Raw genomic sequence first — 25800 nt, forward strand, 5'->3', positions numbered from 1 at the left:
TAAGGGTTAGTGCTTGTAATTATCTTTAGCTTTCTTCACCTGGTCCGGTGTCACCTCGCCGCCTTTGTTGCTCCAGTTGTTCATCACGAAGGTCATCACGTTGGCAATTTCCTCGTCTGAAAGCTTGAGCTTAGGCATGGTGCTGTTGTAGAGCTCGCCGTTCACTTTAATCTGCCCTTCCAGGCCGTGGGCTACCACCCCGATGGCCCTGTCCACGTCGGCGTTCAGGTAATCAGACTTGGCAAGCGGAGGGAAGGCACCTTTTATACCTTGTCCTTCGGCCTGGTGGCAGGCCTGGCAGTTCTGGGCGTACAGGGTTTTACCCAATTCCAGGCGCATATCCTTGCTGGAGGCGATGGCTGCCTTAGGCGCTCCTGCCGATGGCATCTCCTGCACGGTAGAGCCCTCCGGCTGGTAGATTTTCTGCACGATCTGTCCGGAATAGATCTTCTTGTCTTCGGTGCCTTCTACTTTCAGCATGCCCAGCGCGCCCTTGTTGAAAGCCCGGAAGATGGAGTGGTCCACCAGCACGTAGTTGCCCGGTACATCGGCTTTGAACTCTGTGATGGCAGTGCCACCGGCTGGCACCAGCGTTGTCTGGATGTTCTCGATGGCTGTGGAGCCACCCTCGTCGTATACTTTGTCGAAGATCTCGCCGATCACGTGGAAGGAAGAAATCAGGTTGGGGCCACCGTTACCCACGAACAGGCGCACGGTTTCGCCTACTTTGGCTGTCAGGGCATTATCGCCGGTCAGGGCTCCCACTGAGCCGTTGAACACCACATAGGAGGGGTTCTCGTCCAGGGCTTTCTGCATATCGAAAGGCTGCAGGCCAGGCGCCCCGAAATCGCCCTTTGTATAGAAGTCGCCCTGCATCACGTAGTACTCCTTGTCAACCTTAGGCAGCCCTTCCTCCGGCTCCACAAGTATAAGGCCGTACATACCGTTGGCAATGTGCATGCCCACTGGGGCCGTGGCGCAATGGTAAACATACAAGCCGGGGTTGAGCGCCTTAAACTTGAAAACCGTTTCGTGGCCAGGAGCGGTAAAGGTAGAGGCAGCGCCACCGCCCGGGCCGGTAACGGCGTGCAGGTCGATGTTGTGCGGGTTTTTGCTGTCAGGGTGGTTCATCAGGTGGAACTCCACCTCGTCGTTCTGGCGGATACGGATGAATTTGCCCGGTACCGAGCCGCCGAATGTCCAGAAAGTATAATCCACGCCATCCGCCATTTTCTTCACCACCTCCGTCACCTCCAGGCGCACCACCACCTTGGCGGCATGGCTGCGTGTGATAGGAGCCGGCACTTTAGGTGCATCCGTCAGTTCCGCCTCCACGGTGGGAAGCTCTTTCGGTATGGCATCATCGGTTTTAGCCGCAGTTTCCGCGTGCGAGGATTGCGTACTGCAGGAGCTAAGGATGCCCATACTGTACAGGCCCAGGCCAAGTAGCACTACTGTTTTTTTGAGTGTAGACCTTTTCATACTTGTGTTGTTTAGAAGATTTCTTATGCTAAATAAATACCTCTTTCTCTTCTAATTCATGACAGCTGTCATGCCGCCGGATGACTTTTGTCACCCGGGTACAAAAAGGGCTTAAGCAGGAATATTTTAGTGTTTTAAAGTATGATACTGCAGGGCCATACTTCAGGCCACGCGAAAAAAAAACAGCCCCGGCTTAGATGAGCCGGGGCTGTTTGATGGAATCCGAAACTATCCGGATGATTTAGGAATGAGGATTCACGTAGGTAGGATCGCCGCCTTCCTCATCGTCAGGCCGGTAGTCTGCGTTCGCACGTAACTCCTCCAGGCCTTTTTTGCCGTAAGCGATTCTGGTTATCACCACGTACAGCACCGGCACCACGAAGATGGCCAGGAACGTTGCCGCCAACATGCCACCGATTACCACCCACCCGATCGTTTGACGGGATACGGCACCGGCACCAGAGGCCATGACAAGAGGCGTCACGCCAAGTATAAAGGCCAGTGATGTCATGATAATAGGGCGCAGACGCAGTTTCACTGCCTCTATGGTCGCCTCAATCAGCTCCATGCCCCGATCCACACGCTCCTTGGCGAATTCCACAATCAGAATGGCGTTTTTGGCAGCCAGACCGATCAATGTGATCATACCTACCTGGGCATACACGTTATTGTCCAGCTTGGGCAGGAGCGTCAGGGCAAGTATAGCCCCAAACATTCCCAGCGGAATGGCAAAAAGGATGGAGAACGGCACGGACCAACTCTCGTACAGGGCCGCCAGTAACAGCAACACCAGCAGTATGGAAAGCGCGAAGATGTAGATGGTCGTACTTCCGGCTGCCTGCTCCTCACGGCTCAGGCCCGTAAACTCGTAGCCATACCCGGCCGGCAGCACCTGTGCCGCCACTTCCTCCAGGGCCTGCAGCGCCTGGCCGGAGCTATAGCCTGGTGCTGCGCTGCCGTTGATATCCACGGAGCGGAACAGGTTGTAATGCGAAATCACAGCGGCTCTTTCCTCTACCTCAGCGGTTACGAGTGCGCTCAGCGGAACTGACTGGCCCTGGCGGTTCATCACGTAATACTGCTTCAGGCTCTCGATGTCCATCCTGAAAGCGGTATCGGCCTGCGCCACCACCCGGAAGTTACGGCCGTAGCGCGTAAAGTCGTTCACGTAGCGGCTACCCATGTAAGTGGAAAGAGTAGCGTACACATCAGATACGCTTACGCCAAGCTTTTTGGCTTTCTCGCGGTCAACCTCTACGTGGTAGCCCGGGGTCCGGGTGTTGAAGAAGCTGTAGGCCATGGCAATCTCCGGACGGGCATTCGCCGCCCCCAAGAACTGCCCCATCACCTGCTCCAGCTCCTGGGTAGAGCCTGCCTGGCGCTGCTGCAGCACGAAGGTAAAACCACCCGAGGCACCCAGACCAGGAATGGCAGGCGGCGCCACCACGATCACATTCGCTTCCTTGATGGTGGCAAACTTCTGCTGCATCGTGGCCATTACGCCTGCCAGTTGGTCAGCCTTATCCTTACGGTCCTCCCAAGGGTGCAACTGTATGAAGAAAGTACCGCTGTTAGACTTGAAGGAGAAGTTGATGGCGTTCAGGCCGGAGATGGCGGTATAGTTCTTCACAGCCGGTACCTCCGTCATCATTTCCCCCATCTGGCCCAAAACAGCTTCCGTTCTGCTCTTGGAGGCACCCTCAGGCAGCTCTACTGACACAAACAGACGGCCCTCATCCTCTGTAGGAATAAAGCCCGATGGCTTGGTCATGAACATGCCGGTGGTACCCGCATACAGCAGGACGAGCAGGATAAGCACCAGCGGCGTAGCCTTGATCGACTTGCGCACACCTCTGGAGTAGGACTCCGTGGTGCGGCCAAACCAGTTGTTGAAGCGGTAGAAGAACTTGTTGATGCCTTTGGAGCTCTTGTTCACGTTCATCGGCTTCAGCATCAGCGAACAGAGCGCCGGTGTGAGCGTAAGCGCCACAAAGGCAGAGATCAATACAGAGATTGCAATGGTGATGGCAAACTGCTGGTACAGGCGCCCTACGATGCCCGGAATAAAGCCTACAGGAATAAACACCGCAGCAAGTATAAGCGCAATGGCAATTACCGGTGCCGTGATCTCTTTCATGGCCTTGCGTGTCGCGTCCCTGGCCGATAGCCCCTCGTGGTCCATGTTGTGCTGCACCGCTTCCACCACCACAATGGCGTCATCCACCACAATACCAATGGAGAGCACGAAACCGAACAATGTCAGCGTGTTAATGGTGAAGTCCAGCGGGATAAAGAAGATGAAGGTACCAATAATAGAAACCGGAATGGCCAGGATCGGTACCAGCGTCGCCCGCCAGCTTTGCAGAAACAGGAATACCACAATAATCACAAGTATGAGCGCCTCCACCAGGGTGCGCACCACCTCGTTGATGGATGCCTCTACCACCGACACCGACTCAAACGATACTATGTAGTCCAGATCGGCAGGGAAGGAAACTTTAATCTCATCCAGCGCAGCATAAATGCCTTCAGCTGTCTCCAGGGCATTACTACCAGGAGCCTGGTAGATCAGCATCATGGTGGCCGGGTTGCCGTTAATCGTGGCGCCCCTGTTGTAGTCAAAACGACCGAACTCTATGCGGGCAATGTCGCGCAGGTATACCAGTGAGCCATCTGCCGGGTTGGTCCGCACGATGATGTTGCCAAACTCCTCCTGCGTCTGTAGGCGGCCGGTTACCGTGATGGGGTATTGGAAAGACTGGGAATCATACTGCGGGGCGGATCCTACGGTACCAGCGCCCACCTGCAGGTTTTGCTCCTGAATGGAGGCGATCACCTCACTTGTACCAATGTTGTACTGCGCCAGCTTGTCGGGCTGCAGCCACAGGCGCATACTGAAGTCCTGGCCAATGGAGAAAATATCCCCCACACCCTTCACGCGCATCAGGGCATCCCGCACATAAATGTTGGTATAGTTGTCCAGGTACTCCACGTCGTGGGTACGGTTGGGCGAGTACATACCAATCACCATCATGATGCTCGGGTTACGCTTACGCACAGTTACGCCCAGGCGGCGCACATCCTCCGGCAGGGCCGGCTCCGCGATACTGGCCCGGTTCTGCACGTCCAGGGTGGCAATGTCGATGTCGGTCCCTACCTCGAAGGTTACCGTCATGCTCAGCATGCCGTTGGTGTTGGTAGAGGTAATGTAGGCCATGCCCGGCGAGCCGTTAATCTGCGTCTCCAACGGTGTGGCGATGATCTGCTCGATCGTCTGGGCATCAGCGCCCGTGTAGGTGGCCGATACGGCTACCGTAGGAGGGGAGATGTCCGGATACTGCGTGACAGGCAAATTCATCATGGCCAGCGTACCCACCAGAACGATCACAATCGAGATCACCATGGCGGTGACGGGCCGTCTTATAAAAACATCTGATATCATCTTACTATTCTAAATCTCCTCTAAATTGATAGAAATTATTTCTGGCTGGAGGCCTGCGGCTGTTGCTGTGGCTCACCCACCTGTACTTTGGCGCCCTGGCGCAGGCGCTGCACGCCTTCTGTAACGATTTGCTGCCCTTCTTTCAGGCCTTCGCGTACCACGATGCTGCTCTTAAAACGCGTGCCCAGCTGCACGTTCTGCTGCACTACGGAGTCGCCCTGCACCACATACACGTAGAACTCCCCAAGCTGCTCCGTCACGGCCTTGTGAGGGATCACCAGCTGATCGCCAATGTCCTGGTTCAGCACATTCAGTGATACCGTCATGCCCGGGATCAGCTGCTCGTCCGGGTTCGGGAACTGTACCCTCACCGTGGTGGTACCCGACTGGCGGCCAATGGCCCTGTCGATGGCAAGCAGCTTGCCATTGTGCGGGTACTGCTCTCCGTTGTTCAGGGTGATGGTAAAGAGGGAGTCTGGCTGGTTGCCCTGCTGCATCCGGTTGAAGCGGCCAATCTCCTGCTCGTTTATCACGATATCCACGGCAATCGGATCAGTGGAGGAGATGGTGTTGAGCAAGGGTTGTCCCGGCGATACCTGAGCTCCCACCCGTACCTGCGAGATGCCAATATTGCCATCGAAGGGGGCATTGATAACGGAATAACCCAGGTCGGTGGAAACGCTGCGCACCTGCGCCTGCGCTGAGGCAACTTGTGCCTTAGCAGTTTGCACCTCCGTGCGGGCATAATCCAGCTGTTGCTTGGCGATCGCATCGCGCTCTGCCAGGCGCTCGTAACGCTCCAGATCTTTCTGCACCCGGGCCAGGTTGGCCTCGGCACTTGCCAGGTTGGCCCGCGCCTGCTGGTAGGAAGCCTGGTATTTGCTGCGGTCTATCTCATAGAGCTTCTGGCCCCGCTTTACACGCTGCCCGTCCTGCACATAGATATCGGTGATGTAGCCCGAAACCTGCGGGCGGAGCTGCACTTCCTGCAGCGCGGTAACCGTACCGGGGTACGTATCCTTTCCTGTGACGCTTTGTTCCGAAACCTTGATAGTATTTACCGGTACGGCCATGGCGGCCGGGTTCATCTGCTGCTGTCCGGCTTTATCACCGCCGCACGACATAAGTATAGTTGGGCTGATGACGGCCGCGGCCAGCCATACGTATTTCCTCTTCATTCTCTTTTTCTCTGATTGTTATTGATTGATATCTATGTTGCCTATGGCGCGCTGGTAGTCCAGCTTGCTGGCCAGCAGGTTGTAAAGGGCGTTGTAGTAGTTGATCTGCGTGGCACGCAGCTCGCTTTCAGCTACCACCAGGTCCACATAAGCCTTCACGCCTTCGTCGTATTGCAGCTTTATGATGTCGTACACCTCCTGAGCCATCTCCAGGTTACTCTGCAGCGTGCGCCAATCGGTGTAGTCGGCTTTATAGTTGGCAAGCGATGCCTGGTACTCGGTGTTGATGGCTTTGCGGGTATCCTCAATAGCCACATCTAAGCGCTCTTCCTGCAGCTTGGCGATCTTAATTCCCTGTAGCCTTCTGGTCCCCTGAAAGATAGGAATAGAAACACGCAGCCCTACGGTAGAGGTGGGGTAGGCCGCGCTGTAGAGGTCCGCGAACTGATCGTTGAAGTATAACCAGTTATAGTTGATATAGGCAGAGACAGTCGGCAGGAGGCTCCACTTATTATAGGCTGTGTTCAGCTCCAGCAACTGGCGCTGGGTCTGCAACTGCTGCAGTTCAATACGGTTGGCAAATTCAATCACCTCAGTGGTATCGACCAGCACAGCCTGCTCCATCCGGTCATATTCATACACCAGTTCCACATCCTTCTCGATCGGGAAACCCATTAGCTGCTTCAGGTAGGCTTCCTTGGCCTTGATGGCTTCCGCAGCGCGCTTGATGTCGCTACGAATGTTAGCCAGCGTGATGGCTGCTCGCTGGTAGTCGGTCTTGTCTACCAGGCCAACGTCGTAGCGGCTGCGGGCATCGTTATACTGCTTTTCCTGGCGAACCAGGTTCACATGCAGGATGCGGTGCTGTTCCTGGGTGAGCAGTATATCATAAAAGGCTTTGCTCACATCCACTACCGTGTTTATCTTGGTATTGGTGATCTCCTGGTCCAGTTGCTGGCGGGTAAAGCGGGCAGCCTTTGAAGCCAGAAGCAGTTCGCTGTTAAACAGGTTCTGGGTCGCCTCCAGCAGCAGGTTAGAATTGTATTTTCTGCCAATTGTGAGGGTCTGGTCGCCGAACGGCTGCTGCTGCAGCTTGATGTTGTGCGCACCGGCAAAGGAGGCGTTTACCTGTGGGTACCAGCCAGAAAGATTCGATCTGATCTCTCTGTCGCCAATGGCCTTGTCTATGAGGGCTTGTTCCACGGCGGCCCTGTTCTCGAGCGCATAGTCCACGCACTGCTCCAGCGTAAGGCTCTCGGAGGCAGCCCCGCTGTTCTGGGCCAGCGCAAGGGCTGGGCTTAGCAGGCAGCCCAGGAGCAATGGTTTTATTTTCTTAATTAATCTCATGTAGGTAGTTGAAATACGTGGTGTTGGTAATAGTAGCTGGGGGATAGTGGAGGCGCTTGCCGGCAAGCGGGCCACTCAGGTGCTCATTCCTTTTTTTCATAGTTTGGCAGAAATTTGATGATGCGTTTTAATGTCATAAAGTATAAAGGTATAAGAATTGCATTTCTTTGCTGAGGGGGTGGCTGTAAGTAAGGCGGCCTCACCTGCTACTCATCCCATCCCAGAGAATTTGCGGGATCTGCTTTAACTCGTCTTCCTCCAGCACAAATCGGCCAGCAGAGTAAATTTTAACGGTTGAAATAATATTGGCGTGGGCAAGTGTACCGAGGATCTTTGGACTTAGCGGCTTAAGGCGCCCTTCGCTTATGCCCCGTTCAAAAAAACCAAACAGGTGCTTGTGGAACTCGCTTTTACTCGATTCGCCAACGCAGGTATTGTATGGAGAATTTATAAACTGCTCAAAAAACATGAGCACGTTGGGGTTCTGGCTGTAATACTCGTAAAGGCCATACCAGATATTAAAGAAGCACTGCTGAAAAGGCACCTTTGCTGAGTCTTCGCGTTTCAGCACCGAGATGATCTGATCTCGGATGTAATAGAAGAGCTCAATGATCAGTTCCTGCTTGCCCTCAAAGTAATGGTAAATGGTGCCAGCCGCTACGCCCGCCCTCTTGGCTACCAGGCTCATGGGCGTACCGTGGAAGCCATTCTCCCGCACCAGTTCCAGGGTGCTCTCAAAAATGGCTTTCTTCTTATCAGCTATTGGCTCCATGAGGGAAATTGTATTGAACATTCATTCGGTTTACAAAAATAAAGCAGTTGGTGCAGGCAGAAAATATTAATTACATGAACTTATAACTAAAGTATGATTCCTGCGCCTTTTTCTGTTCCTGTTACTTCAAACCGGCTATAGTCCGACAGGTTTAAAAAAAACTAAGATTGTTTCTCCAGCAGGCGCTCCATCCAGAAGATCAGGAAAAGCGCGACCAGGTTGATGCCCACGAATTTCTGTCCCATATCCTCGCCGAAGCTGAAGTGGAAGGAGGAAAGGGCGAGACGGAACTTGAAGATCCACCCGCCGACCATATCCACGCCCACGCCAATACGCAGGCCCGCCACAAACTGAAAAGCCCAGGCGCCAAAACTGAAGTACACCACCTGCAGCACCTGGTTTACGAGTGACAGCTTGAGGCCCCGCCGTGGGTTTAGGAACAGCATGCGGCCGCAAAGTATGGAGAACACGTACAGCAACCCCGCCAAAATGCTGAAGCGCAGCACCTGCTGGCTTACGGTAAGCTCACCACCAAACAGGACCAACAGCAAGAGGACAATTCCTAAAAAGCCTCCCGCAATCTGGTATATGGCAATGGCTTTGATCTGGTTACTTTTACGCAAGGGGCTCAGAAACTACTGGTTAGGCGCAGCTACATTTGTTGTAGCTACAAAAGTCTGGCAAAAGTACGAAAATTTAATTTCTGAAGCAGGCGCAGGGGTGATTTATAAGACGAAGAGCGGCAGGAGCAAGACAAAAAGTGGCCAGGAAAGTATGAATGGCAGGGAGCTTATACTTTCCCTGCCATCAAGAAGACGGGGCAGGGAAAGTATGGCGGGGGCATCAACCGCCGTTAGCGCGGAAGACCCGCAGGAAATTCTCGCCCAGGATCTTTTTCACGTCTGCCTCGCTGTAGCCGCGTGCTAAAAGCGCTTTGGTCACGTTCGGGAAATCCTGCACGCCATCCAGCTCCTGCGGGGCGGAGGTAATGCCGTCGAAGTCGGAGCCGAGACCAACGTAGTCTACGCCTACCAGTTTAACGATATGGTCAACATGATCGATTAGAACGGAGAGAGGGGGCCGTATGTGCTTGACCTCAGCCGGATACGTTTCCGCCAAATGATCCATAACTGCATCGTTAGACCAACCTGCTGCTTTTAAGGAGTCAGATTCAGGCTTATGAGTATCGGTAAAGTTTTTGAGCCGTGTCCTGAATTCCGAATCCAGAAAGTCGGAGAAGAAATTTAAATGGATGACACCACCGTTCCTGGCCACGGCTTTTATCTGCTTATCCGTCAGGTTGCGCGACACCGGGTTTATCTGATGCACGCAGCTGTGCGATACAAGTACGGGTTTTTTCGTAGTAGCCATCACGTCCCAGAAGGTCTGCTCGCCCACATGGCTCAGGTCTACCAGCATGCCCAGCTCGTTCATGCGTTTCACCACCTGCTTGCCGAACTTAGAGAGCCCCTGTTTGGATTTGGGCATTTTACCGGAAGTCTCGTCGGCGGCAGAGGAGGCCCAGGGAGTGGAGTTATTCCAGGTGAGGGTGAGGTAACGGGTGCCGCGGTTGTAGAGCTGTTCGAGTTTCTGCAGGTCGTTGTCGATCATGTGGCCGCCTTCTACGCCAATCAGCGCAGCCATTTTGCCCTCCCGCACGGCCTGTTCTATCCCAGCCACATTGGTAGCCAGCAACAGCTTATCCGGGTTTCGCTGCACGATGGCCTCCAGCGAGTCGATCTGCTGCATGGCATAGGCGAAGTTGCCGGTCTCATCACTCCAAACGGAGAAGAACTGCGCATCCACGCCCCCTTCCTTGAAGCGCGCCAGGTCCGAATGTGTGCGCCCACGAAGGTCCTGGCTGATGTCCAGGCCTTCCATCACTGAGATCAGCACATCGTTATGCGTATCAATCAGAATGGCTTCCTGGTGTATTTGCCTGTAGTCCTGCGCGGCTAGGGTATGGCTACCGAATGCGAGGCCCAGGGCCGCGGATATACTTAGGTAAAGGTGCTTCTTTCTCATGGGCGAGGGGTGTGGTTTATACTTCCGGTCGGGCAGTCTTTGCTGCGCTTGCCGGAGGATGATCCTTTAAATATACTGGTTTTTGCTGAAATGCCTAGGTGCTTGGGATAAAGTATACTTTCCGACAGGTCTGGCTAAAGTATATAAAGTATAAACTGAGCTGATTTTTCCAGTACCTGCTCCGGCGCCCTCTACAAGTATAAATTCTTCTTTTGTAGGAATAGGAGTGGAGGTCATGAAAAGTATAAATCAGACATCACGTCTGTGAAGATAGCACGGACCCAGCCGAATAAAAAAATCCCCACCCGTAGCGACAGGTGGGGATTTTATACTTTATACTTTGAAAAGCTTAAGCCTCAACCTCGGCTTTTTCTTTTTTCTTCTTTTTCTTCAGCTCTTTTTCCAGCTTCTTTTTCTCTTTCTTGGAGAGCTCTGTTTCCGGTTGCTGTTGCTTGCGGGCGTCTACCTGCGGCAGGCCGGAAGTATCATCTGTCACCAGCGTCATTTCCTCTACCAGGTGCGTGGCGCCGGCAAATTTGTCTACGATAAAGAGCATGTAGCGCACATCCACCGAAATATTGCGTACCTGGTCCGGGTTGTAGACGATGTCGCTCATGGTGCCTTCCCAGTTACGGTCGAAGTTGGTGCCGATCAGCTGGCCGTTGGCGTTGATGATCGGGGAGCCGGAGTTTCCGCCCGTGGTGTGGTTGGAGGCGATAAAGCACACCGGCATCTGTCCGTTTACACCATAAGGGCCGTAGTCTTTTTTCTCGTACAATTCACGCAGTTTGGCCGGGATGGCATAGTCTTCGGCTACACCGGAAGCGGCTTTCTCCATCACGCCTTCCAGCGTAGTATAGTACGTATAAATTACGCCATCCACCGGTTTGTAGGGCTCCACTTTGCCATAGGCTACACGCAAGGTGGAGTTAGCATCCGGATAGAAGTTTTTGTCGCTCTGCATCTGGCGCAGGCCGGCCACATACTTGCGGTAAAGCAGGTTCAGGTTATCGTTTACCGAAGTATAGGTTGGCATGACCTTGGCGCTATAGTAGTCTGCCACGCTGCCGGCCAGCTCAAAGGCAGGGTCGTTTTTGATGGCGTCCTTTCCTTGTCTCGCCTCAGCCAGTACCTTTTTCACACCGGCTTCGGAAACAAAGGCCGACTTGGCAAAAACGTCTTCGGCATACTTGGTGAAGTCTTCTTTATACTTGCTGCGCACCGTTTTAAAGATCTCCGGATGCAGCTTTTGGTCGATGTTGTGGTAGTACAGGCTTAACAGCGCGGCAAACACCTTCTTATCCGATGGTGCGTGGTAGTCTTTAAAGTAACCGGCCGCGTAAGTTTCCAGCTTCGCTACCTGCGCATTGATATCGCTCTGAGGGGCCTTCTTGGCCAGCAAAGCCTGCAGCGTAGTAAAGTTGTTGGCCAGTTTTACGATCTCCACGCCGAAGGCTGCCTCGTTAATGTAGTCGCGGGAGATGGTGATGCCGTCGAGCGCCTTGTTGTTCTGGGCAAAATCAGCCAGAAGGCTGCCATACTCTTGCTGGCGCGTTGGGTCGGCGGCTACCCACTGGGCAAACTGCTGCTCTAGCTTTTGCTTTTCCTCAATAGCGTTGGCCTTGCGGATGCCGCGGTTCTCACCGATCCACTTTTTCCAGGCGTTGGCGATGCTGGCATACTTGGCTGCATACTTGATGCGCACCTCGTCTGAAGCCTTCATGTCCTTGTCCAGGATGTTGAGCTTGGTTTCGCGGATGTTGATCTTGTGCGGGTTAGACACCTCGTAGATCTCCTGCACGGCCTGCGAGGTGAGGTACTCGTTGGTACGGCCGGGGAATCCGAACACCATCGTAAAATCATTTTCCTTAATACCGCTCAGAGAAATAGGCAGGTGGTGCTTGGGCTTGTAGGGCTTGTTCTCCGGCGAGTATTCGGCTGGCTCGTTGTTGGGCCCGGCGTAAATACGGAACAGCGAAAAATCGCCGGTATGGCGGGGCCACATCCAGTTATCCGTATCACCGCCAAATTTACCAATGGAAGAAGGCGGAGCACCTACCAGGCGGATGTCTTTGAACGTCTCGGTGATGTACATGTAGTACTCGTTGCCGTAGAAGAAGGGGCGGATCACAGCATTGTAATGGGTACCGGCCGTAGCTTCCTGGCCTACTCTGGCGATGTTGCGCTGCACCATGGCCTCACGCTCCGCCTCGGTCTTGGCCGCCTCGGTACCTGTCAGGATCTGTTTTGTCACATCCTCCATGCGCACGATAAACGTGGCGGTCAGACCCGGGTTGGGCAGTTCCTGCTCCCGCGTTTTGGCCCAGAAGCCGTCGGTCAGGTAATCGTTCTTGACAGAGGAGTGTTGCTGGATCTGGCCGTAACCGCAGTGGTGGTTAGTGAGCAGCAGGCCTTCCGGTGAGATCATCTCGCCGGTACAAAAGCCCCCGAACGAAACAATGGCATCCTTCAGGCTCGATTGGTTGACGCTGTAGATGTCCTCGGCTGTGAGCTTCATGCCTTTGTCCTGCATCTGGGCTTCGTTGAGCTGTTTGAGCAGCATGGGCAGCCACATGCCCTCATCGGGCCGGGCTGTGGAAATGCCGATGCTCAGCAAAATAGCCGCAAAAAAAGATACTATGCGTTTACTGATCATGTGAAAAGTATAGGTTGGTTATTGTTTTTAGCGCCTAAAGATAGCTAATTCCGGCCGCAGATGCAGGGCTTTTATCTGCTGGAGGCAGACAGGATAGTAAAAAGAGTGAGCCAAGGAAGGTAGTGAAAGTATAACACTATTCTAAACTAAGAGTAAAGGCAAAAGAGCGCTAGACAAATGACAAAAGACTTTTAACGTATAGATCATACCCGTTCGGGTAGCAATCTCCAGGTATCCCTCCGTTATACTTTAAGCTTATCTTGTTCTCATACTGATAAGGAGAAACAAAAAGCACCCTGTAGCACAGGATGCTTTTCATAAGGCGTGTAATCGGCGCAATTAATTATACTTTCATCCGCTGCAATCAGAAGCGGCCGATGTTCTCGTAGCTGGTCTGTGTCTCCCACTCACGGTATTTGGAGATCTCCTTGCTGAAGGCATCCACAAACCATGCCATCAGGCTGATGTCGTCCATCAAACCGATGATGGGAATAAAATCCGGAATGATGTCCAGCGGCGTAACCAGGTAGAGCAGCACAGCCACCCCAATCATCATCGATTTTTTAGAAATGTCCCGGTAATCCCCCCTTACATAAGCCCTTACCATCCGCATAAAGGTCATCATCAGTTGCTTCAGCTGCTGGAAGCCGCTCTCGCCGCTGTCTACATCCACCATTTTGTTGTATGCCGTGGTCAGCAGCAACCCGATCTTCATGGGCTTGGAAAGCAAGGCTCCGGCCTTGCCGGTAAACCTCCTGAAAATGGGGTTCTGGGAGTACTTAAATCCTTTCTGTATCCAATCTTGTAGCATATAGCATCTTCTATTTAATATCTTTTAATCCACTGTACGTGTAAGGGCCGCTAAAAGCTGCCTGAATGCAGGCTGACAGCCGCCAGAGGCTGCCTACGCAAAAAAATATTTCAGGCGACGCGGCTTGTTTTGTTCAAAGATGCTTCTTAAAATTGATGCGGGATTGCCTGCCAATAATACAAGCCCTACCGCCTCAACCCTACTTTATGAAACTGCTCAGAATTGTGCTGCTTGCGCTGCCCGTAAGTGCGGCCGTCCTACTTGGTGCCTCACATTTTTTGCCCGCCGAAATAGATGTACAACAGGCAGTTTTCCTGCAGCAACCGCCGGAGGAAGTATACCCTTACCTGAACAATCCCACTGAATGGCAACGCTGGAGCGTGTTGAACAAGCAGCACGACCCAAGTATGATCCACCTCTACGGCGGGCCACTGCAAGGCAAGGGCGCGCGCCTGCAGTGGAGCGGCGACAGAATAGGCGATGGCCAGCTCCTCTTCACGGAAAGCATTCAGCCTGGTACCATCGCCTACAGGCAGTCGCAGCCCGGCGACACCTCCGCCATACTTGGTATATTTACCCTGCAAGCCCATAAAGGAGGCACCCAAGTGGTATGGCGGCAGCAAACGGCGCTAAGGCAAACTCCTTTGGCTAAGCTGCAGGGCGTGCTGCAAAAGTATAAAATGCGGACAGAAGCCGAAAAGGGACTTCAGGGACTGCAGAAACTATTGGGAGTTAGAAAGTTAAAGAGTTAGAGAGTTTGGGAGTTTAGGAGTTAAAGAGTTTATATTAACTTTTGATTTTATACTTCTCCTTACAAGTAAAAGGCCTGGCTGTACTTCACAGCCAGGCCTTTTACTTGTAAGGAGACTTTTAACTCTCTAACTCCTAAACTCTCTAACTCCCATACTTACAACAGTTCGTTTGCCAGGTTTGCCAGCTCAGACCGCTCGCCTTTCTGCAGCGTAATATGCGCATAAAGCGGGTGGTTCCGGGCACGGTCGATGAGGTAGGAGAGGCCGTTGCTTTGCGAGTCGAGGTAGGGGGTGTCGATCTGGTAAATATCGCCTGTAAAGATGATCTTGGTGTTCTCGCCGGCCCTGGAGATGATCGTTTTTACCTCGTGGGGCGTCAGGTTCTGTGCCTCATCTACTATAAAGATGATGTTCGAGAGGCTGCGCCCCCGGATGTAGGCCAGCGGCGTGATCATCAGTTTCTCCAACTCCACCATCTCCTTCAGCCGCTGGTACTCCTTGCTTGTCTCGGGGTACTGGTTCTGGATGTACTTGAGGTTGTCCCAGAGCGGCTCCATGTACGGGTTCAGCTTCGATTTGATGTCGCCGGGCAGGTAGCCGATGTCTTTGTTGCTGAGCGGCACCACCGGGCGGGCCAGGTAAATCTGCTTGTAGTCGCGGCGCTGCTCCAGGGCACTGGCAAGCGCCAGCAGTGTTTTCCCGGTACCGGCCACCCCCTGAACGCTTATCAGCTTGATGTGCGGGCTCATGAGGGCGTGCAGGGCGAAGGTCTGCTCGGCGTTGCGCGGCTTTACACCGTAGGCCGACTGCTTATCCACCCGCTCCAGCCGCTTCTCCGCAATGTTATAGTAGGCCAGCACGGAATTCTTAAAGCTCTTGAGCACAAAGAAGTGGTTGTCCTTGGGCGGGTTTGGCAGCGCCTTTTCCGCATCACAGAAGCCTTGCTCGTAGAGTTCGTTCACCAGGTTGGCCGGCACATCCTCCACGGTATCGCAACCGGTGTAGAGGTCGGCCACGTCCTGTATCTTACCGGTCTCATAATCCTCCGAGATGATGTTCAGGGCCCGGGCCTTCAGGCGCAGGTTAATGTCTTTGGTTACGAGCACCACGCGGTGCTGCGGCTTTTGCTGCTGCAGCGTGAGGGCCGAGTTCAGGATGTGGTGATCATTCTTGTCACCGAAGATATTCACGGCATCCACCCCTGAGGTCGAGTTGTTCATCAGCACCTTAAAGCTGCCCTTGTTGCGGCCGTTCAGCGGGATCCAGTCCTGCAGCCTGTTCTCGGAGGAGAGTTTATCGATGAAGCGGATGAACTCGCGGGCCTCGAAGTTCTTGATGTCGTTGCCTTTCTTGAAGTTATCGAGTTCCTCCAGCACCGTGATGGGTATGGCCACGTCGTGCTCCTGGAAGTTCCGGATGGCGCTGTGGTCATAGAGGATAACCGAGGTGTCCAGCACAAAGATCTTCTTGGTGTCTGCGTCTTTTATTTTAGCCTGTGCGGCCTTTGCCTTAGTGGGTTTGGTGATGCCGTTATCGGCGGGTTTGGTGATGCTTTTGCTGGTAGCGCCAGCGGTTTTGGTTTCGGGAGATGCTTTGGGCATAAGCGAAAGGGTTAGGGTGAAACCTTGTTTTGTACGTCTGCGAGGCGCTGCTTTCGGGGCAGCTTTATACTTGTTTACGTGAGAAATCCGGCCGCGGCCGACGCGCTGGCACCGCCACGTGTGCTGCTCTTCATACTTACTCGCAACTATAAATTTAAATCGTACTATATAGTTCTGAATCTAAGCAATTTATACTTTAAAATCATATAACTAATTGTTTAGTTATCCGTAAAAAAATTTATACTTTGTTCAGAAGGATCTCATCAAAGTATAAAATTTATGGTGGTAATACGACTATGGCCTTTCATCTTGACCGTGTTTATACTTGTGGCGCTGCCTTTTGCGGCGGTGGGGCAGGAGAGGGAGACGAAAGCAGACAAGCCAAAGAAACAGGGCATGCTTTTCTGGAAGATCAACCGGTATGACAGGCAGGACCGCTACCACGGCCGCTGGAAAGTATACTTGGGGGATGAGAGGACCGTGATCCGGAACGGGCGTTTCAGGCACGGGGCCGAGGTGGGGAAATGGAAATACTATTATCCCAGCGGGACCCGCTACATGGTGGAGAAGTATAACCGCCGCAACAATATCATCGAGGTGCAGAAGTTTCATGAGAACGGCAACCTCGCCCGGCAGGGCACGGCCCGCATCATCCGCAGCACGTTTAAAGACCATTACTACTGGTTCGGCGACTGGCAGGTATATGATGCGCAGGGAAATTACTCGTATACAGAAACCTACCAAAGCGGGAATCTGGTCGGCAGCACGAAAGGGAAGTAGTTAAGCGTAATTTATACTTGCATCGGCTGTTTTAATAGAATTCTGTAACCGGCCACGAGCAGCAATCGGAGGCTACACCAACGTATAAAAATCCTCTTTCTCCTTGTCGTGCAGGAGCAGGTAGCCGTGGATGACCAGCTTCACCAGCGTGCGGTAGGCCCGCCGCTCGGAGAGGTTGGCCAGCTTCATGAACTGGCGCAGCGTGATGCGCGGATGCAGTCGCAGGTACGCCAGCACGGCTTCCTCGTGGCGGTTGAGCGGGAGCGGCTCGAAGGGCTCGGGAGCCTGCTGCAGGGCCTTGTTCACCATTTTGCTGGTTTGCACGCTGGTGTCGTTCACGCGTACATAGCCGCGCCAGTCGTCGTCTTTTAGCTTGGCGAAATGTGGCTTGCGGGCACTTTCAGGCACCGTCACCTTCAGCACCACCCGGTCGTCCTGCTCCACCTCCTCGTACTGCAGCGTCACGGGCGGGTCGCAGTAGAAGTCTGCGGCAAGCTGCAGGGTGTGCTTCTCCTCCTCCGGGTCTATCCCGATCACGTAACCGTTGTCCTTCACGCCAACCAGTATCACGCCGCCGCGCGTGTTGGCAAACGACACTATGGTTCTGGCGATTTTCTCGGGTTTGGTGACGCGCTGCTTGAAGTCAACGCTGTCGTTTTCGCCTTCCCAGATCAGGCGCTGTAGCTCGTCCATAGTAGTAGGGTGGGTGCTTACAAGTATAAACCAGGAATTGATTCTAAAGTTGCTGCCAGGCTAACGTTGAACCCGATGCAGCAGAAAATCATACTTATCTTTTTAGCTTAACGCTCGCCTCACTCTTTAAAACAAAAAGCGAGCCTGTTGGGGCTCGCTTCCGGAATATTTATAGGCAGGAACTGCTTTGCTTAGAAAGGCAGGTCGTTGTCGGCATCGCTGCTGTAGAACGAGGGGGCGTCTTGCTGCGGGGCAGCTGCACCGGCACCACCGTTGAAGCCATTCGCCGCAGGCTCCAGCCTCCAGGCCTGCAGGTTGGTGAAGTACATGGTTTGGCCATTCTTGGTGAAAGGCTTGCCGGAGAGGTTAAAGGTTACCTTCACCTCGTCGCCGTTCTTGTAGGAGTCCAGCAGGTTGCACTTGTCCTGCGTCAGCTGAAACTTGCAGTACTGCGTGTAAGAACCGTCCGGAATCTCCAGCACGAACTCGCGCTTCTTGAACTTGTCGCTGATCTGTTGCTCCTCAAAGACCTCGTACAGCTTACCTTGGATATCAAAAGACATAATAAATAAGTTAATTTAGTTGTTTTACGCTAGACAAAGATAACGATTTTTCCCCGGAATTGGGTCCATTATTTCACCTCTCTGATACAAAAAAATCAGACGGAAAGGTCGAAATCAAACAGCCTCCGCGCAAACGGCGTAGAGGAAGCTACAACGTATAAAAGTATAAACAACATGCAGAAAACAGCGATTGCCATACACGGCGGGGCCGGCACCATTACACGGGCCAGCCTGACGGCGGAGCAGGAGAAGGCGTACAGGGCAGCTCTGAAAGAGGCCGTGGAGGCAGGGCACCAGGTGCTGGAGCAGGGTGGTACGGCGCTGGAGGCGGTGGAGCTGGCGGTGGTACACCTGGAGGACACGCCGCTCTTCAACGCCGGTCGTGGGTCTGTGTTCACCAAGGAAGGGAAGCATGAGATGGACGCGGCCATCATGTGCGGCAAAACGCTGGAGGCTGGCGCCGTGGCCGGCGTTCGAAGTATAAAAAATCCTGTGAAGCTGGCAACCGCCATCATGGAACACTCCGACCACGTGATGCTGAGTGGCTACGGGGCCGAGGAGTTCGCGCTGAGCTACGGGCTGGAGCTGGCGCCGGAGTCATACTTCTTCGACAAGTATAGATATGAGCAGTGGAGCGAGGTGCGCGACTCTGACATCTTTATGCTGGACCACACCGAGCAGCGCGACGAGAAGTTCGGGACGGTGGGCGCCGTGGCCGTGGACCAGGCGGGCAATGTGGCTGCGGCAACCTCCACGGGCGGCATGACAAACAAACGCTACAACCGCATCGGCGACACGCCCATCATCGGGTCGGGCACCTACGCCAACAACAAAACCTGCGCCATCTCCTGCACCGGCCACGGCGAATTTTTCATGCGCGCGGTGGTGGCCTACGATGTCTCCTGCCTGATGGAATATAAAGGCTATACTTTGCAGCAGGCCTGTGAGGAAGTGGTGATGCAAAAGCTGGTGGCCTTTGGCGGCGAGGGCGGGCTGATCGCTCTGACTGCGGCAGGAGAAATCGCCATGCCCTTCAACTCGGAGGGGATGTACCGCGCCAGCAAGTCCGCACAGCAGGAGACCTTTGTCGGGATTTACAAAGCGTAGCGGGAGGCGTCCATTTATACTTTTTATACTTTGTGCTAAGCCAAAAATTCTTTCAGCTGCCCGAAATGGGTAATGCGGGGAGAGATGTTGCCGTGAGCGGTGTCATCTTTGGCGTACAGCACCGTGCCTAGCCCCAACTCGCGCCCCGCCTTCAGTTCCGACTCCGGGTCGTCACCGATAACCAGCACTTCGGAGGCAGCATACTTGTAGCGCTCCACGATACTCCGGAAAACATCTTTTTTCGTCAGGTCCGACTTGCTGGGGTCCACAATGTGCACTTCTGCAAAGTCGTTCCTCAGGTTTAGTTTTTCTACCTTACTCTCCTGCATGTTGGTGTAGCCCGTGGTCACCAGGAATTTCTGCTGCGGCAGCGCCTGCAACTCCTTGTAGTCCTCAAAAGGAGGGATGTCCTTTTCATACTTTAAATTCCGGAGTATCTCGTCGCCCTGCTGCTTTAGCTGCTCACTGAATTTATACTTTTTAGCCACCTTCTGAAAAGGGATGCGCATCATGTCCTGTTCTACGGCATCCAGGTCTCCCTCATACTCCCCACTTTCCTCCAGCACGTCAAAGAAGGGCTTGAAAAGTTCTTCACCGATAGATGGTACAGGATAAATGGTATTGTCGAGGTCGATGATCAATGCTTTTATGGCCATACTTTAACAGGGATTGCGGGTGATTCAGTTGATTTATACTTGCTGTAAATTTTATACTTTGCGGAGGCAGAATTAATCTTTTAGCTCCTCTCGTTACTGGTTAAGCTCCTGCAGCTGGGTGTGCCGGAGATCCTCTCTGCTCTTGTAGAAGACCCGGGCGTTGATGTCGTAGAGATTGCCCTTGGCCAGCACATGCATGAGCATATGGTTGATGGCAACGGGCCTACCAGGCTCCACCTCATTGATATTGGTATACTTTACCTCGTGCCCATCCACGATCACCACCAGGTTCGAGCCGATGGTCTCGATCTTGTGGCCTTCGGTGATAAGTACGCCCGTATCTTCCCCCAAGCCGATGCCAATGGTTTTCGGGTGCGTCACCACGGCCTCCATCAGGCGGCCAAAGCGCCCGCGGATCACAAAGTGCGTGTCAATGATCACACTTTGGATCAGGTTCAGCCCCCGGCCCATCTTCACGGCGCCGCGCAGCAACGATTCGGGGGCACTGCCGCCCTTGATCATTTCCTTCGACATGGCCATGGCCCCTGCGCTGGTGCCGGCAATTATGAACTCCTCGTGCTGGTAGCGGTGCTTGAGGATGTCGAGCAGTTCGGTGTCCAGGAACATGCGGGTAATGCGCGACTGGTCTCCGCCGCTGAACATAATGCCGTCGCACACGCGTACGCGCTCGATAAATTCCCGATTGAGGGCATCCTCCTCCGTTCGTATGTGCATCAGCTGCACATTATCTACGCCAAGAATTCCAAAGGCGCTGGTGTAGCGCTCGCCCACCTCCTCCGGAATCATGGACGCGGTAGTCACCACCTCGATGTGCGGGTTTTTAACGGGGATCTCCTTTAGGAAACGCTTCAGTATACCCAGTTCAAAAAAGTCGAGGTAGTACTTCTTTTTTGACTTGGGATTCGGGTAACTGCCTTTGTCTTCGTTTCCGCCTACTGCAATCAGTTTTCCTTTGGGTTTGTCCACGGGTGATGTTGTCGGTTTAAGTTATCGGTTATGTCCTCTGTTTCGGCAGCACAAACCTGTACTGGTACAGTATGATTACCGCTTTCCTGCAAATTCGTTTCACTTTGCCCAAAGTAACCTGTGCTTAGCTGCCCCAAATGCCGGAATATCTTGTGGTTTCTATCTAGCTATATATGATAAGTTATATTGATTATTGCGGTAACTGGTTAATTCAAGGCGTTGGCAAATAAAAAATGATATCCTTAAACCCGACCCGGATGACACCGTATAGTAGGTCTGTAACAAGCAAATTGCTTATTCCATTTAACGCGTAACCTTTCCAAGCTATGAAACTAAACAACTTAAAGGATCTTCTGATCCACGAACTGAAAGACATCTATAACGCAGAGCAGCAGATTACAAAGGCACTGCCCAAAATGATGAAGGCTACTTCCTCCGATACCCTGAAGAAGGCGTTTGAGGAGCACCTGATGGTAACCGAAAAGCAGATCGAGCGTCTGGAGAAAGTATTCGAACTGATGGGCGAGAAAGCCAAAGGGGAGAAGTGCAAGGCCATGGAAGGTATCATCCGTGAAGCCGACTCGATGATGGACGAACGAGCAGACGCCGCCGTGATGGATGCCGCCCTGATCGCCTCCGCACAGCGTGTAGAGCACTACGAGATAGCCGCTTACGGTACCGTTTGTACCTATGCCAAGCAACTGGGAATGAATGACGTGCTCAAGCTCCTGCACCAGACGCTGGAAGAGGAGAAAATGACAGACGAGAAACTGACTATGATTGCCGAGAAATCCATTAATATAAAGGCTGAACGATAATTTTTAAAGACACGCAGGAAGGCTCTGTACCTTCACCTGGCTCCACCGAGCGGGTCAGAAGGTCACAGAGCTTTTCGTTTTTAAGGACCATAAAAAAAGCGGCTGCCATACTTTGGCAGCCGCTTTTGCTTTAAGGTGAGAGTAGGTTGATTTATTTCAGCATCTCGTCGAGCGTGACGGTGGACACGGCATGGTAGTTCGGGCGCGCCTTGGCGTAAATGGCCAGTGCCTTCTGCTTGCCTTCCGGCGTGGCGGCCAGCGCCTTGTAGATCGGCACCAGGAACTTGCGGCGACCAACATTCGTCAGGAACGTTTCTAGCGCCTGGTCCGCAGTGGTGTAGTTATTCTGGATGGCGTGGATAAACCAGGCCGCCAGCACCTCGGAGTTACCGGAATTGGTGAAGTTAAAGGCCTTGTCCAGCTCGGCCATCTGCTGCTGGCTCATACCATCCGGCAGCATGCGTATAAAGTGCAGCCACTCGTGGCTAGACCAGTCCTTGGTGTTCAGTTGGGCGGCAGGTTTTCCGCTTTTCCAGCTTTGGAAGGCTTCTTCTACCTGGGCAAAGCGCATGCTTGTGGGCGCTTCAAAACCATCCGGCAGGCCCGGTGAGAAAACCCATCCTTCAATGTTGATCTGCTCGGCAAGCTGCTCATCGCCCTTGATCAGTTCGGTACGCAGGAAGTTCAGGAATTTGTCGGTATCGGTGCTCTGGAAAGCGAAGGTGTTGAAGTACTTGTTCAGGAAAGCATCAAACTTCTCGCGACCCACCGCTTTCTCGATGTTCTGCAAAAAGAAGTTGCCCTTCTCATAGGCGATGTCGGTCAGTCCCTCGTCCGGGTCACGGCCTTCCAGGTCCAGCTTCAGGCGGGTATCCTCGCTGTCGGCGCCCAGGTCGTTGAGGGTGTTCTGCAAGTCCTGGTAGCCAAGCACGTTCAGCATGTCGGCATAGTCTTTCCCGTACACCTCCTCCATAATGCGGCGCTCAAAGTATACGGTGAAGCCCTCGTTCAGCCAGAAGTCATCCCAGGTGCCGTTGGTGACCAGGTTCCCGCTCCAGCTATGCGCCAGCTCATGCGCGATCAGGCTGGTGAGGGAGCGGTCCTTGGCCAGCACGGTAGGCGTTACAAAGGTCAGGCGCGGGTTCTCCATACCGCCAAACGGGAAGGACGGAGGCAGCACGAGCAGGTCGTAGCGGTACCATCTATACTTGCCGTAGAGCTTTTCGGCCGCCTCCAGCATCTTGTCCATCTCAGCAAACTCGTAAGTGGCCGCTTTAATGGTAGCCGGCTCGGCATAGATACCGGTCTGCGGACCGATCTTCTCGAACACCAGGTCGCCCACCGACAGTGCCATCAGGTACGAGGGGATCGGCTGCTTCATCTCAAAAGTATAAACGCCCGAATCATTTTTCTCCACCGGGTTCTCCGCGCTCATCACAGCCAGCAGTTCCTTCGGCACTTTTACCTTGGCGCTGTACGTGATGCGGATGCCGGGGCTGTCCTGGATCGGAATCCAGGTGCGGGCAAGTATGGCCTGCGACTGCGTGAACAGGAAGGGGTGCTTCTTGCCGGCTGTCTGCTGCGGGCTGAGCCACTGCAGGGCGGCGGCATCGGGCGATGTTTTATACTTTATGGTTACCTTCTTCGTGTCGGGCTTGATGGTGACCGTGAGCGGACGGCCCAGGAATTCCTTCTCATCGCCGAGCTCAAAGTTGGTCTCCTCCATGTTATCGCCCAGGTATACTTTCTCTATCTGCAGACCGCGCGTGTCAAAAATGATCTGGTCGGTTCCTGTTTTGTTCTCGATGAGGTAGGACGCGGTGCCGCTGAGCACCTTCTGGTCGAAGTTCACGTCAATGTCCAGGTCCAGGTGCTTGGCCACAGCCTCGGCTGGTTTGGCAAAGCTATGCACGTCGCCGGAGGTTTGCTCCATCGCGGTTTGTTCTGTGGTCATAGTCTCGTTATCGTTTGTGGTGGTGGAGGAGCAGGAGGCCAGCTGCAGGCTGCCCGCCAGGCCCAGCCCAAGTAAACAACGGTGGTAGTATTTCATGGGTTTATCTGAGGATATTTTGGTGTAAGTTAGGAATTCCGCACGAAACCTAAAACCACGGGAGCCGCAAATATCCATCCACTTTTATCGAAAGCAGCCTCTCACGAGTATAAAGTCTAAGGCCCAGGGCATTGATGCCCCCGTAAAAGTATGTAGGAACCGATGGGAGCGGGGCAAAACATTTTAACTCTTTTTGAAGTACTTAAAGCTGAAACGCATAGAAAACCTACTCAGCTACTCCAGTATTGCATTATACTGTTATCCGAAGCAGAAAGTATAAAAATACGGCTTTTGGCTATTCAGACGCAGGAATAGCTGGGCAAAACGAAACAACATGATCCCTTATAAATCAAGAATACTCACCCTGAGTACCCTAACACTGCTTCTGCTTGGCGGCCTGTCAGGCTGCGGGCAAGGCGATTCAGACAAAAAAGAATCAAACGGCATTGCGGACCTGTTTAAGAAGGAGGAGCTGCCGCAGGCCACCACCGACAGCCTCTTTATAAAAGAGTATATTGCCGCGGAGCCCGAGTTCAAGGAGCACGCCGACCTGATGTACAAGTTCTACGGCGACCGCAACTATAAGCTGGCCTGGTTCAATGAGAATGAGCTGATGCCCCAGGCACAGAAGTTCCTGGGCGTGATCGACTCTTCCTCGGTGGAGGGCCTCAACCCGGACAAGTATAAACTGGTGAACTTCAGCGAGCTGTTCCAGAAGTATGAACAGCTGGACGGGCAGGACTCCACCCGCCTGCACTTGCAGCAGCAGATTGATGTAGCCCTCACCGCCTCCTACTTTAACTACGCCTCCGACTTTTACCGCGGCCGTATCGACCCCACCACCAATAATAACGTGAACTGGGAGGTGAAACGCAATAAGATAAAGCTGGACAAGGCACTGCAAACCATCCTGGAAGAACGGGAGAGCACCTATCCCTACTATGAGTTTGAGGCCCTGCACGCCGGCTACACCAGGCTGCGCGATGCCCTGCAAAACTACAGAAACATACAGGAAAAGGGCGGATGGCCAAAGGTGGAGCTTGGCGGCAAGAAGACGCTGCAGAAAGGTGATAGCGCACAGGCCGTGGCCACCATCAGAAAACGCCTGAATCCCAATAAGCCCATCGAGGTGAACGACAAGCGCAACTGGCACTTCGACGAGAAGCTGGAAGCGCAGGTAAAGCAATTCCAGATGCTGCACGGCCTGAAAGAGGACGGCGTGGTGGGGGGCGGCACCTTGAAAACGATGAACGTGCCGATTGAAGACCGCATCGAGCAGATCATGATCAACATGGAGCGCTGGCGCTGGATACCCAAGCGCATGGTGCCCAAAAACCTGGACCAGAAGTATATCTGGGTGAACATCCCGGAGTATAAACTCTATATTTACGAGGACCCTGACAATGACCCGGAGGCGGAGCGGGAGTACAAAGAAGTGATGAACATGCGCGTAGTGGTGGGCAAAACCATGAACGCCACCCCTATTTTCAGTGAGAAGATGGAATACGTGGTGCTGGCCCCTTTCTGGAACGTGCCCAACAGCATTGTGGAGAAGGAAATCAAGCCTAAGATGCTCAACAACCCGGATTGGCTGGACACCCAGAACATGGAGATCGTAACGAAGGAAAAGGACCCGAAGCCTGTATCGCCTTACGATATTGACTGGGAGGAGGTGACGGAGAAGAACTTCCAGTACATGGTGCGCCAGAAACCCGGCCCGAAGAACTCGCTGGGCCAGCTGAAGTTCCTGTTCCCCAACGAGCACGCGATTTACCTGCACGACACCCCGGCCGACGCCCTTTTCAGCCAGACAGACCGTAACTTCAGCCACGGCTGCGTGCGCCTGGAGAAACCGGTGGAACTGGCCAAGTATGTGCTACAGGACATGCCAGAGTGGGACGAGAACAGCATCAGAGAAGTGATGAACGGTGGCGAGGAGAAATGGATCACGCTGCCCAAAAAGATCCAGGTATACCTGGTATACTTCACCAGCTGGGTGGATGAAGATGGCAATGTGCATTTCCGGGAAGACCTGTATGGCCACGATAAGACCCTGAAGCAGCAGTACTTTGGATAACAG

20 protein-coding genes are annotated in these 25800 nt (G+C 53.5%); 5 read left to right on the forward strand and 15 right to left on the reverse strand.

Features of this window, described 5'->3' with window-relative positions; genetic code table 11:
• Nucleotides 1-6 precede the first annotated feature (6 nt).
• From nirK to A3841_RS03470, 9 genes are all read right to left on the reverse strand, one after another.
• The gene (gene nirK / locus A3841_RS03430; protein WP_073850912.1) at nucleotides 7-1482 is read right to left on the reverse strand and encodes a copper-containing nitrite reductase; all 1476 of its coding nucleotides are present in this window, start codon (nucleotides 1480-1482) and stop codon (nucleotides 7-9) included.
• A gap of 241 nt (nucleotides 1483-1723) precedes the next feature.
• On the reverse strand, nucleotides 1724-4924 hold the full coding sequence (locus A3841_RS03435; RefSeq protein WP_073850913.1) for an efflux RND transporter permease subunit: 3201 nt from the start codon (nucleotides 4922-4924) through the stop codon (nucleotides 1724-1726).
• A gap of 35 nt (nucleotides 4925-4959) precedes the next feature.
• The gene (locus tag A3841_RS03440) at nucleotides 4960-6102 is read right to left on the reverse strand and encodes an efflux RND transporter periplasmic adaptor subunit (protein WP_073850914.1); all 1143 of its coding nucleotides are present in this window, start codon (nucleotides 6100-6102) and stop codon (nucleotides 4960-4962) included.
• An 18-nt stretch (nucleotides 6103-6120) separates the two neighbouring features.
• Nucleotides 6121-7449, reverse strand: a complete 1329-nt coding sequence (locus tag A3841_RS03445; RefSeq protein WP_073850915.1) for a TolC family protein — start codon at nucleotides 7447-7449, stop codon at nucleotides 6121-6123.
• Between the two features lie 199 nt (nucleotides 7450-7648).
• Nucleotides 7649-8242 (reverse strand): TetR/AcrR family transcriptional regulator, encoded by a 594-nt coding sequence (locus tag A3841_RS03450; RefSeq protein WP_235861279.1) that lies wholly within the window; start codon nucleotides 8240-8242, stop codon nucleotides 7649-7651.
• A 140-nt stretch (nucleotides 8243-8382) separates the two neighbouring features.
• Nucleotides 8383-8844: a hypothetical protein gene (locus A3841_RS03455; protein WP_073850917.1), complete on the reverse strand. Its 462-nt coding sequence runs from the start codon at nucleotides 8842-8844 to the stop codon at nucleotides 8383-8385.
• A 220-nt stretch (nucleotides 8845-9064) separates the two neighbouring features.
• Entirely contained in the window at nucleotides 9065-10246 is a 1182-nt protein-coding gene (locus A3841_RS03460; protein ID WP_083610202.1) for a dipeptidase, read from the reverse strand.
• Nucleotides 10247-10595: 349 nt separating this feature from the next.
• Complete coding sequence (locus tag A3841_RS03465; RefSeq protein ID WP_073850918.1) at nucleotides 10596-12902, reverse strand: S46 family peptidase; 2307 nt, start codon at nucleotides 12900-12902, stop codon at nucleotides 10596-10598.
• Between the two features lie 364 nt (nucleotides 12903-13266).
• Nucleotides 13267-13713: a YkvA family protein gene (locus A3841_RS03470; protein WP_073850919.1), complete on the reverse strand. Its 447-nt coding sequence runs from the start codon at nucleotides 13711-13713 to the stop codon at nucleotides 13267-13269.
• A 206-nt stretch (nucleotides 13714-13919) separates the two neighbouring features.
• Between A3841_RS03470 and A3841_RS03475 the strand changes: the two genes are divergently transcribed.
• Nucleotides 13920-14465 (forward strand): SRPBCC family protein, encoded by a 546-nt coding sequence (locus A3841_RS03475; RefSeq protein ID WP_073851198.1) that lies wholly within the window; start codon nucleotides 13920-13922, stop codon nucleotides 14463-14465.
• Between the two features lie 155 nt (nucleotides 14466-14620).
• On the opposite strand, the gene A3841_RS03480 is transcribed toward A3841_RS03475, so the two are convergent.
• On the reverse strand, nucleotides 14621-16066 hold the full coding sequence (locus A3841_RS03480) for a PhoH family protein (protein WP_083610204.1): 1446 nt from the start codon (nucleotides 16064-16066) through the stop codon (nucleotides 14621-14623).
• A gap of 279 nt (nucleotides 16067-16345) precedes the next feature.
• Here A3841_RS03480 and A3841_RS03485 point away from each other — a divergent pair, with 279 nt between their 5' ends.
• On the forward strand, nucleotides 16346-16846 hold the full coding sequence (locus A3841_RS03485; RefSeq protein WP_083610205.1) for a toxin-antitoxin system YwqK family antitoxin: 501 nt from the start codon (nucleotides 16346-16348) through the stop codon (nucleotides 16844-16846).
• A gap of 72 nt (nucleotides 16847-16918) precedes the next feature.
• On the opposite strand, the gene A3841_RS03490 is transcribed toward A3841_RS03485, so the two are convergent.
• Together A3841_RS03490 and A3841_RS03495 are read right to left on the reverse strand one after the other, a co-directional pair.
• The gene (locus A3841_RS03490; protein WP_073850920.1) at nucleotides 16919-17539 is read right to left on the reverse strand and encodes an AlbA family DNA-binding domain-containing protein; all 621 of its coding nucleotides are present in this window, start codon (nucleotides 17537-17539) and stop codon (nucleotides 16919-16921) included.
• Nucleotides 17540-17730: 191 nt separating this feature from the next.
• Entirely contained in the window at nucleotides 17731-18102 is a 372-nt protein-coding gene (locus A3841_RS03495; RefSeq protein ID WP_073850921.1) for a DUF3127 domain-containing protein, read from the reverse strand.
• Between the two features lie 174 nt (nucleotides 18103-18276).
• On the opposite strand from A3841_RS03495, the gene A3841_RS03500 reads away from it, so the two are divergent.
• Nucleotides 18277-19209: an isoaspartyl peptidase/L-asparaginase family protein gene (locus tag A3841_RS03500; protein WP_073850922.1), complete on the forward strand. Its 933-nt coding sequence runs from the start codon at nucleotides 18277-18279 to the stop codon at nucleotides 19207-19209.
• Nucleotides 19210-19244: 35 nt separating this feature from the next.
• On the opposite strand, the gene A3841_RS03505 is transcribed toward A3841_RS03500, so the two are convergent.
• Together A3841_RS03505 and A3841_RS03510 are read right to left on the reverse strand one after the other, a co-directional pair.
• Entirely contained in the window at nucleotides 19245-19865 is a 621-nt protein-coding gene (locus tag A3841_RS03505) for an HAD family hydrolase (RefSeq protein ID WP_073850923.1), read from the reverse strand.
• A gap of 93 nt (nucleotides 19866-19958) precedes the next feature.
• Nucleotides 19959-20852 carry a cyanophycinase gene (locus A3841_RS03510; RefSeq protein ID WP_073850924.1) on the reverse strand — a complete coding sequence of 298 codons (894 nt, stop codon included), beginning with the start codon at nucleotides 20850-20852 and terminating at the stop codon, nucleotides 19959-19961.
• Nucleotides 20853-21178: 326 nt separating this feature from the next.
• On the opposite strand from A3841_RS03510, the gene A3841_RS03515 reads away from it, so the two are divergent.
• Nucleotides 21179-21670, forward strand: a complete 492-nt coding sequence (locus A3841_RS03515) for a YciE/YciF ferroxidase family protein (RefSeq protein ID WP_073850925.1) — start codon at nucleotides 21179-21181, stop codon at nucleotides 21668-21670.
• Nucleotides 21671-21821: 151 nt separating this feature from the next.
• On the opposite strand, the gene A3841_RS03520 is transcribed toward A3841_RS03515, so the two are convergent.
• A complete protein-coding gene (locus tag A3841_RS03520) occupies nucleotides 21822-23720 on the reverse strand; it encodes a M1 family metallopeptidase (RefSeq protein ID WP_073851201.1) in 1899 nt (632 codons plus the stop codon).
• A gap of 334 nt (nucleotides 23721-24054) precedes the next feature.
• Here A3841_RS03520 and A3841_RS03525 point away from each other — a divergent pair, with 334 nt between their 5' ends.
• A complete protein-coding gene (locus A3841_RS03525; RefSeq protein WP_073850926.1) occupies nucleotides 24055-25797 on the forward strand; it encodes a L,D-transpeptidase family protein in 1743 nt (580 codons plus the stop codon).
• Nucleotides 25798-25800 lie beyond the last annotated feature (3 nt).

Source organism: Pontibacter flavimaris (genome assembly GCF_001907195.1).
GTDB classification, from domain to species: domain Bacteria; phylum Bacteroidota; class Bacteroidia; order Cytophagales; family Hymenobacteraceae; genus Pontibacter; species Pontibacter flavimaris.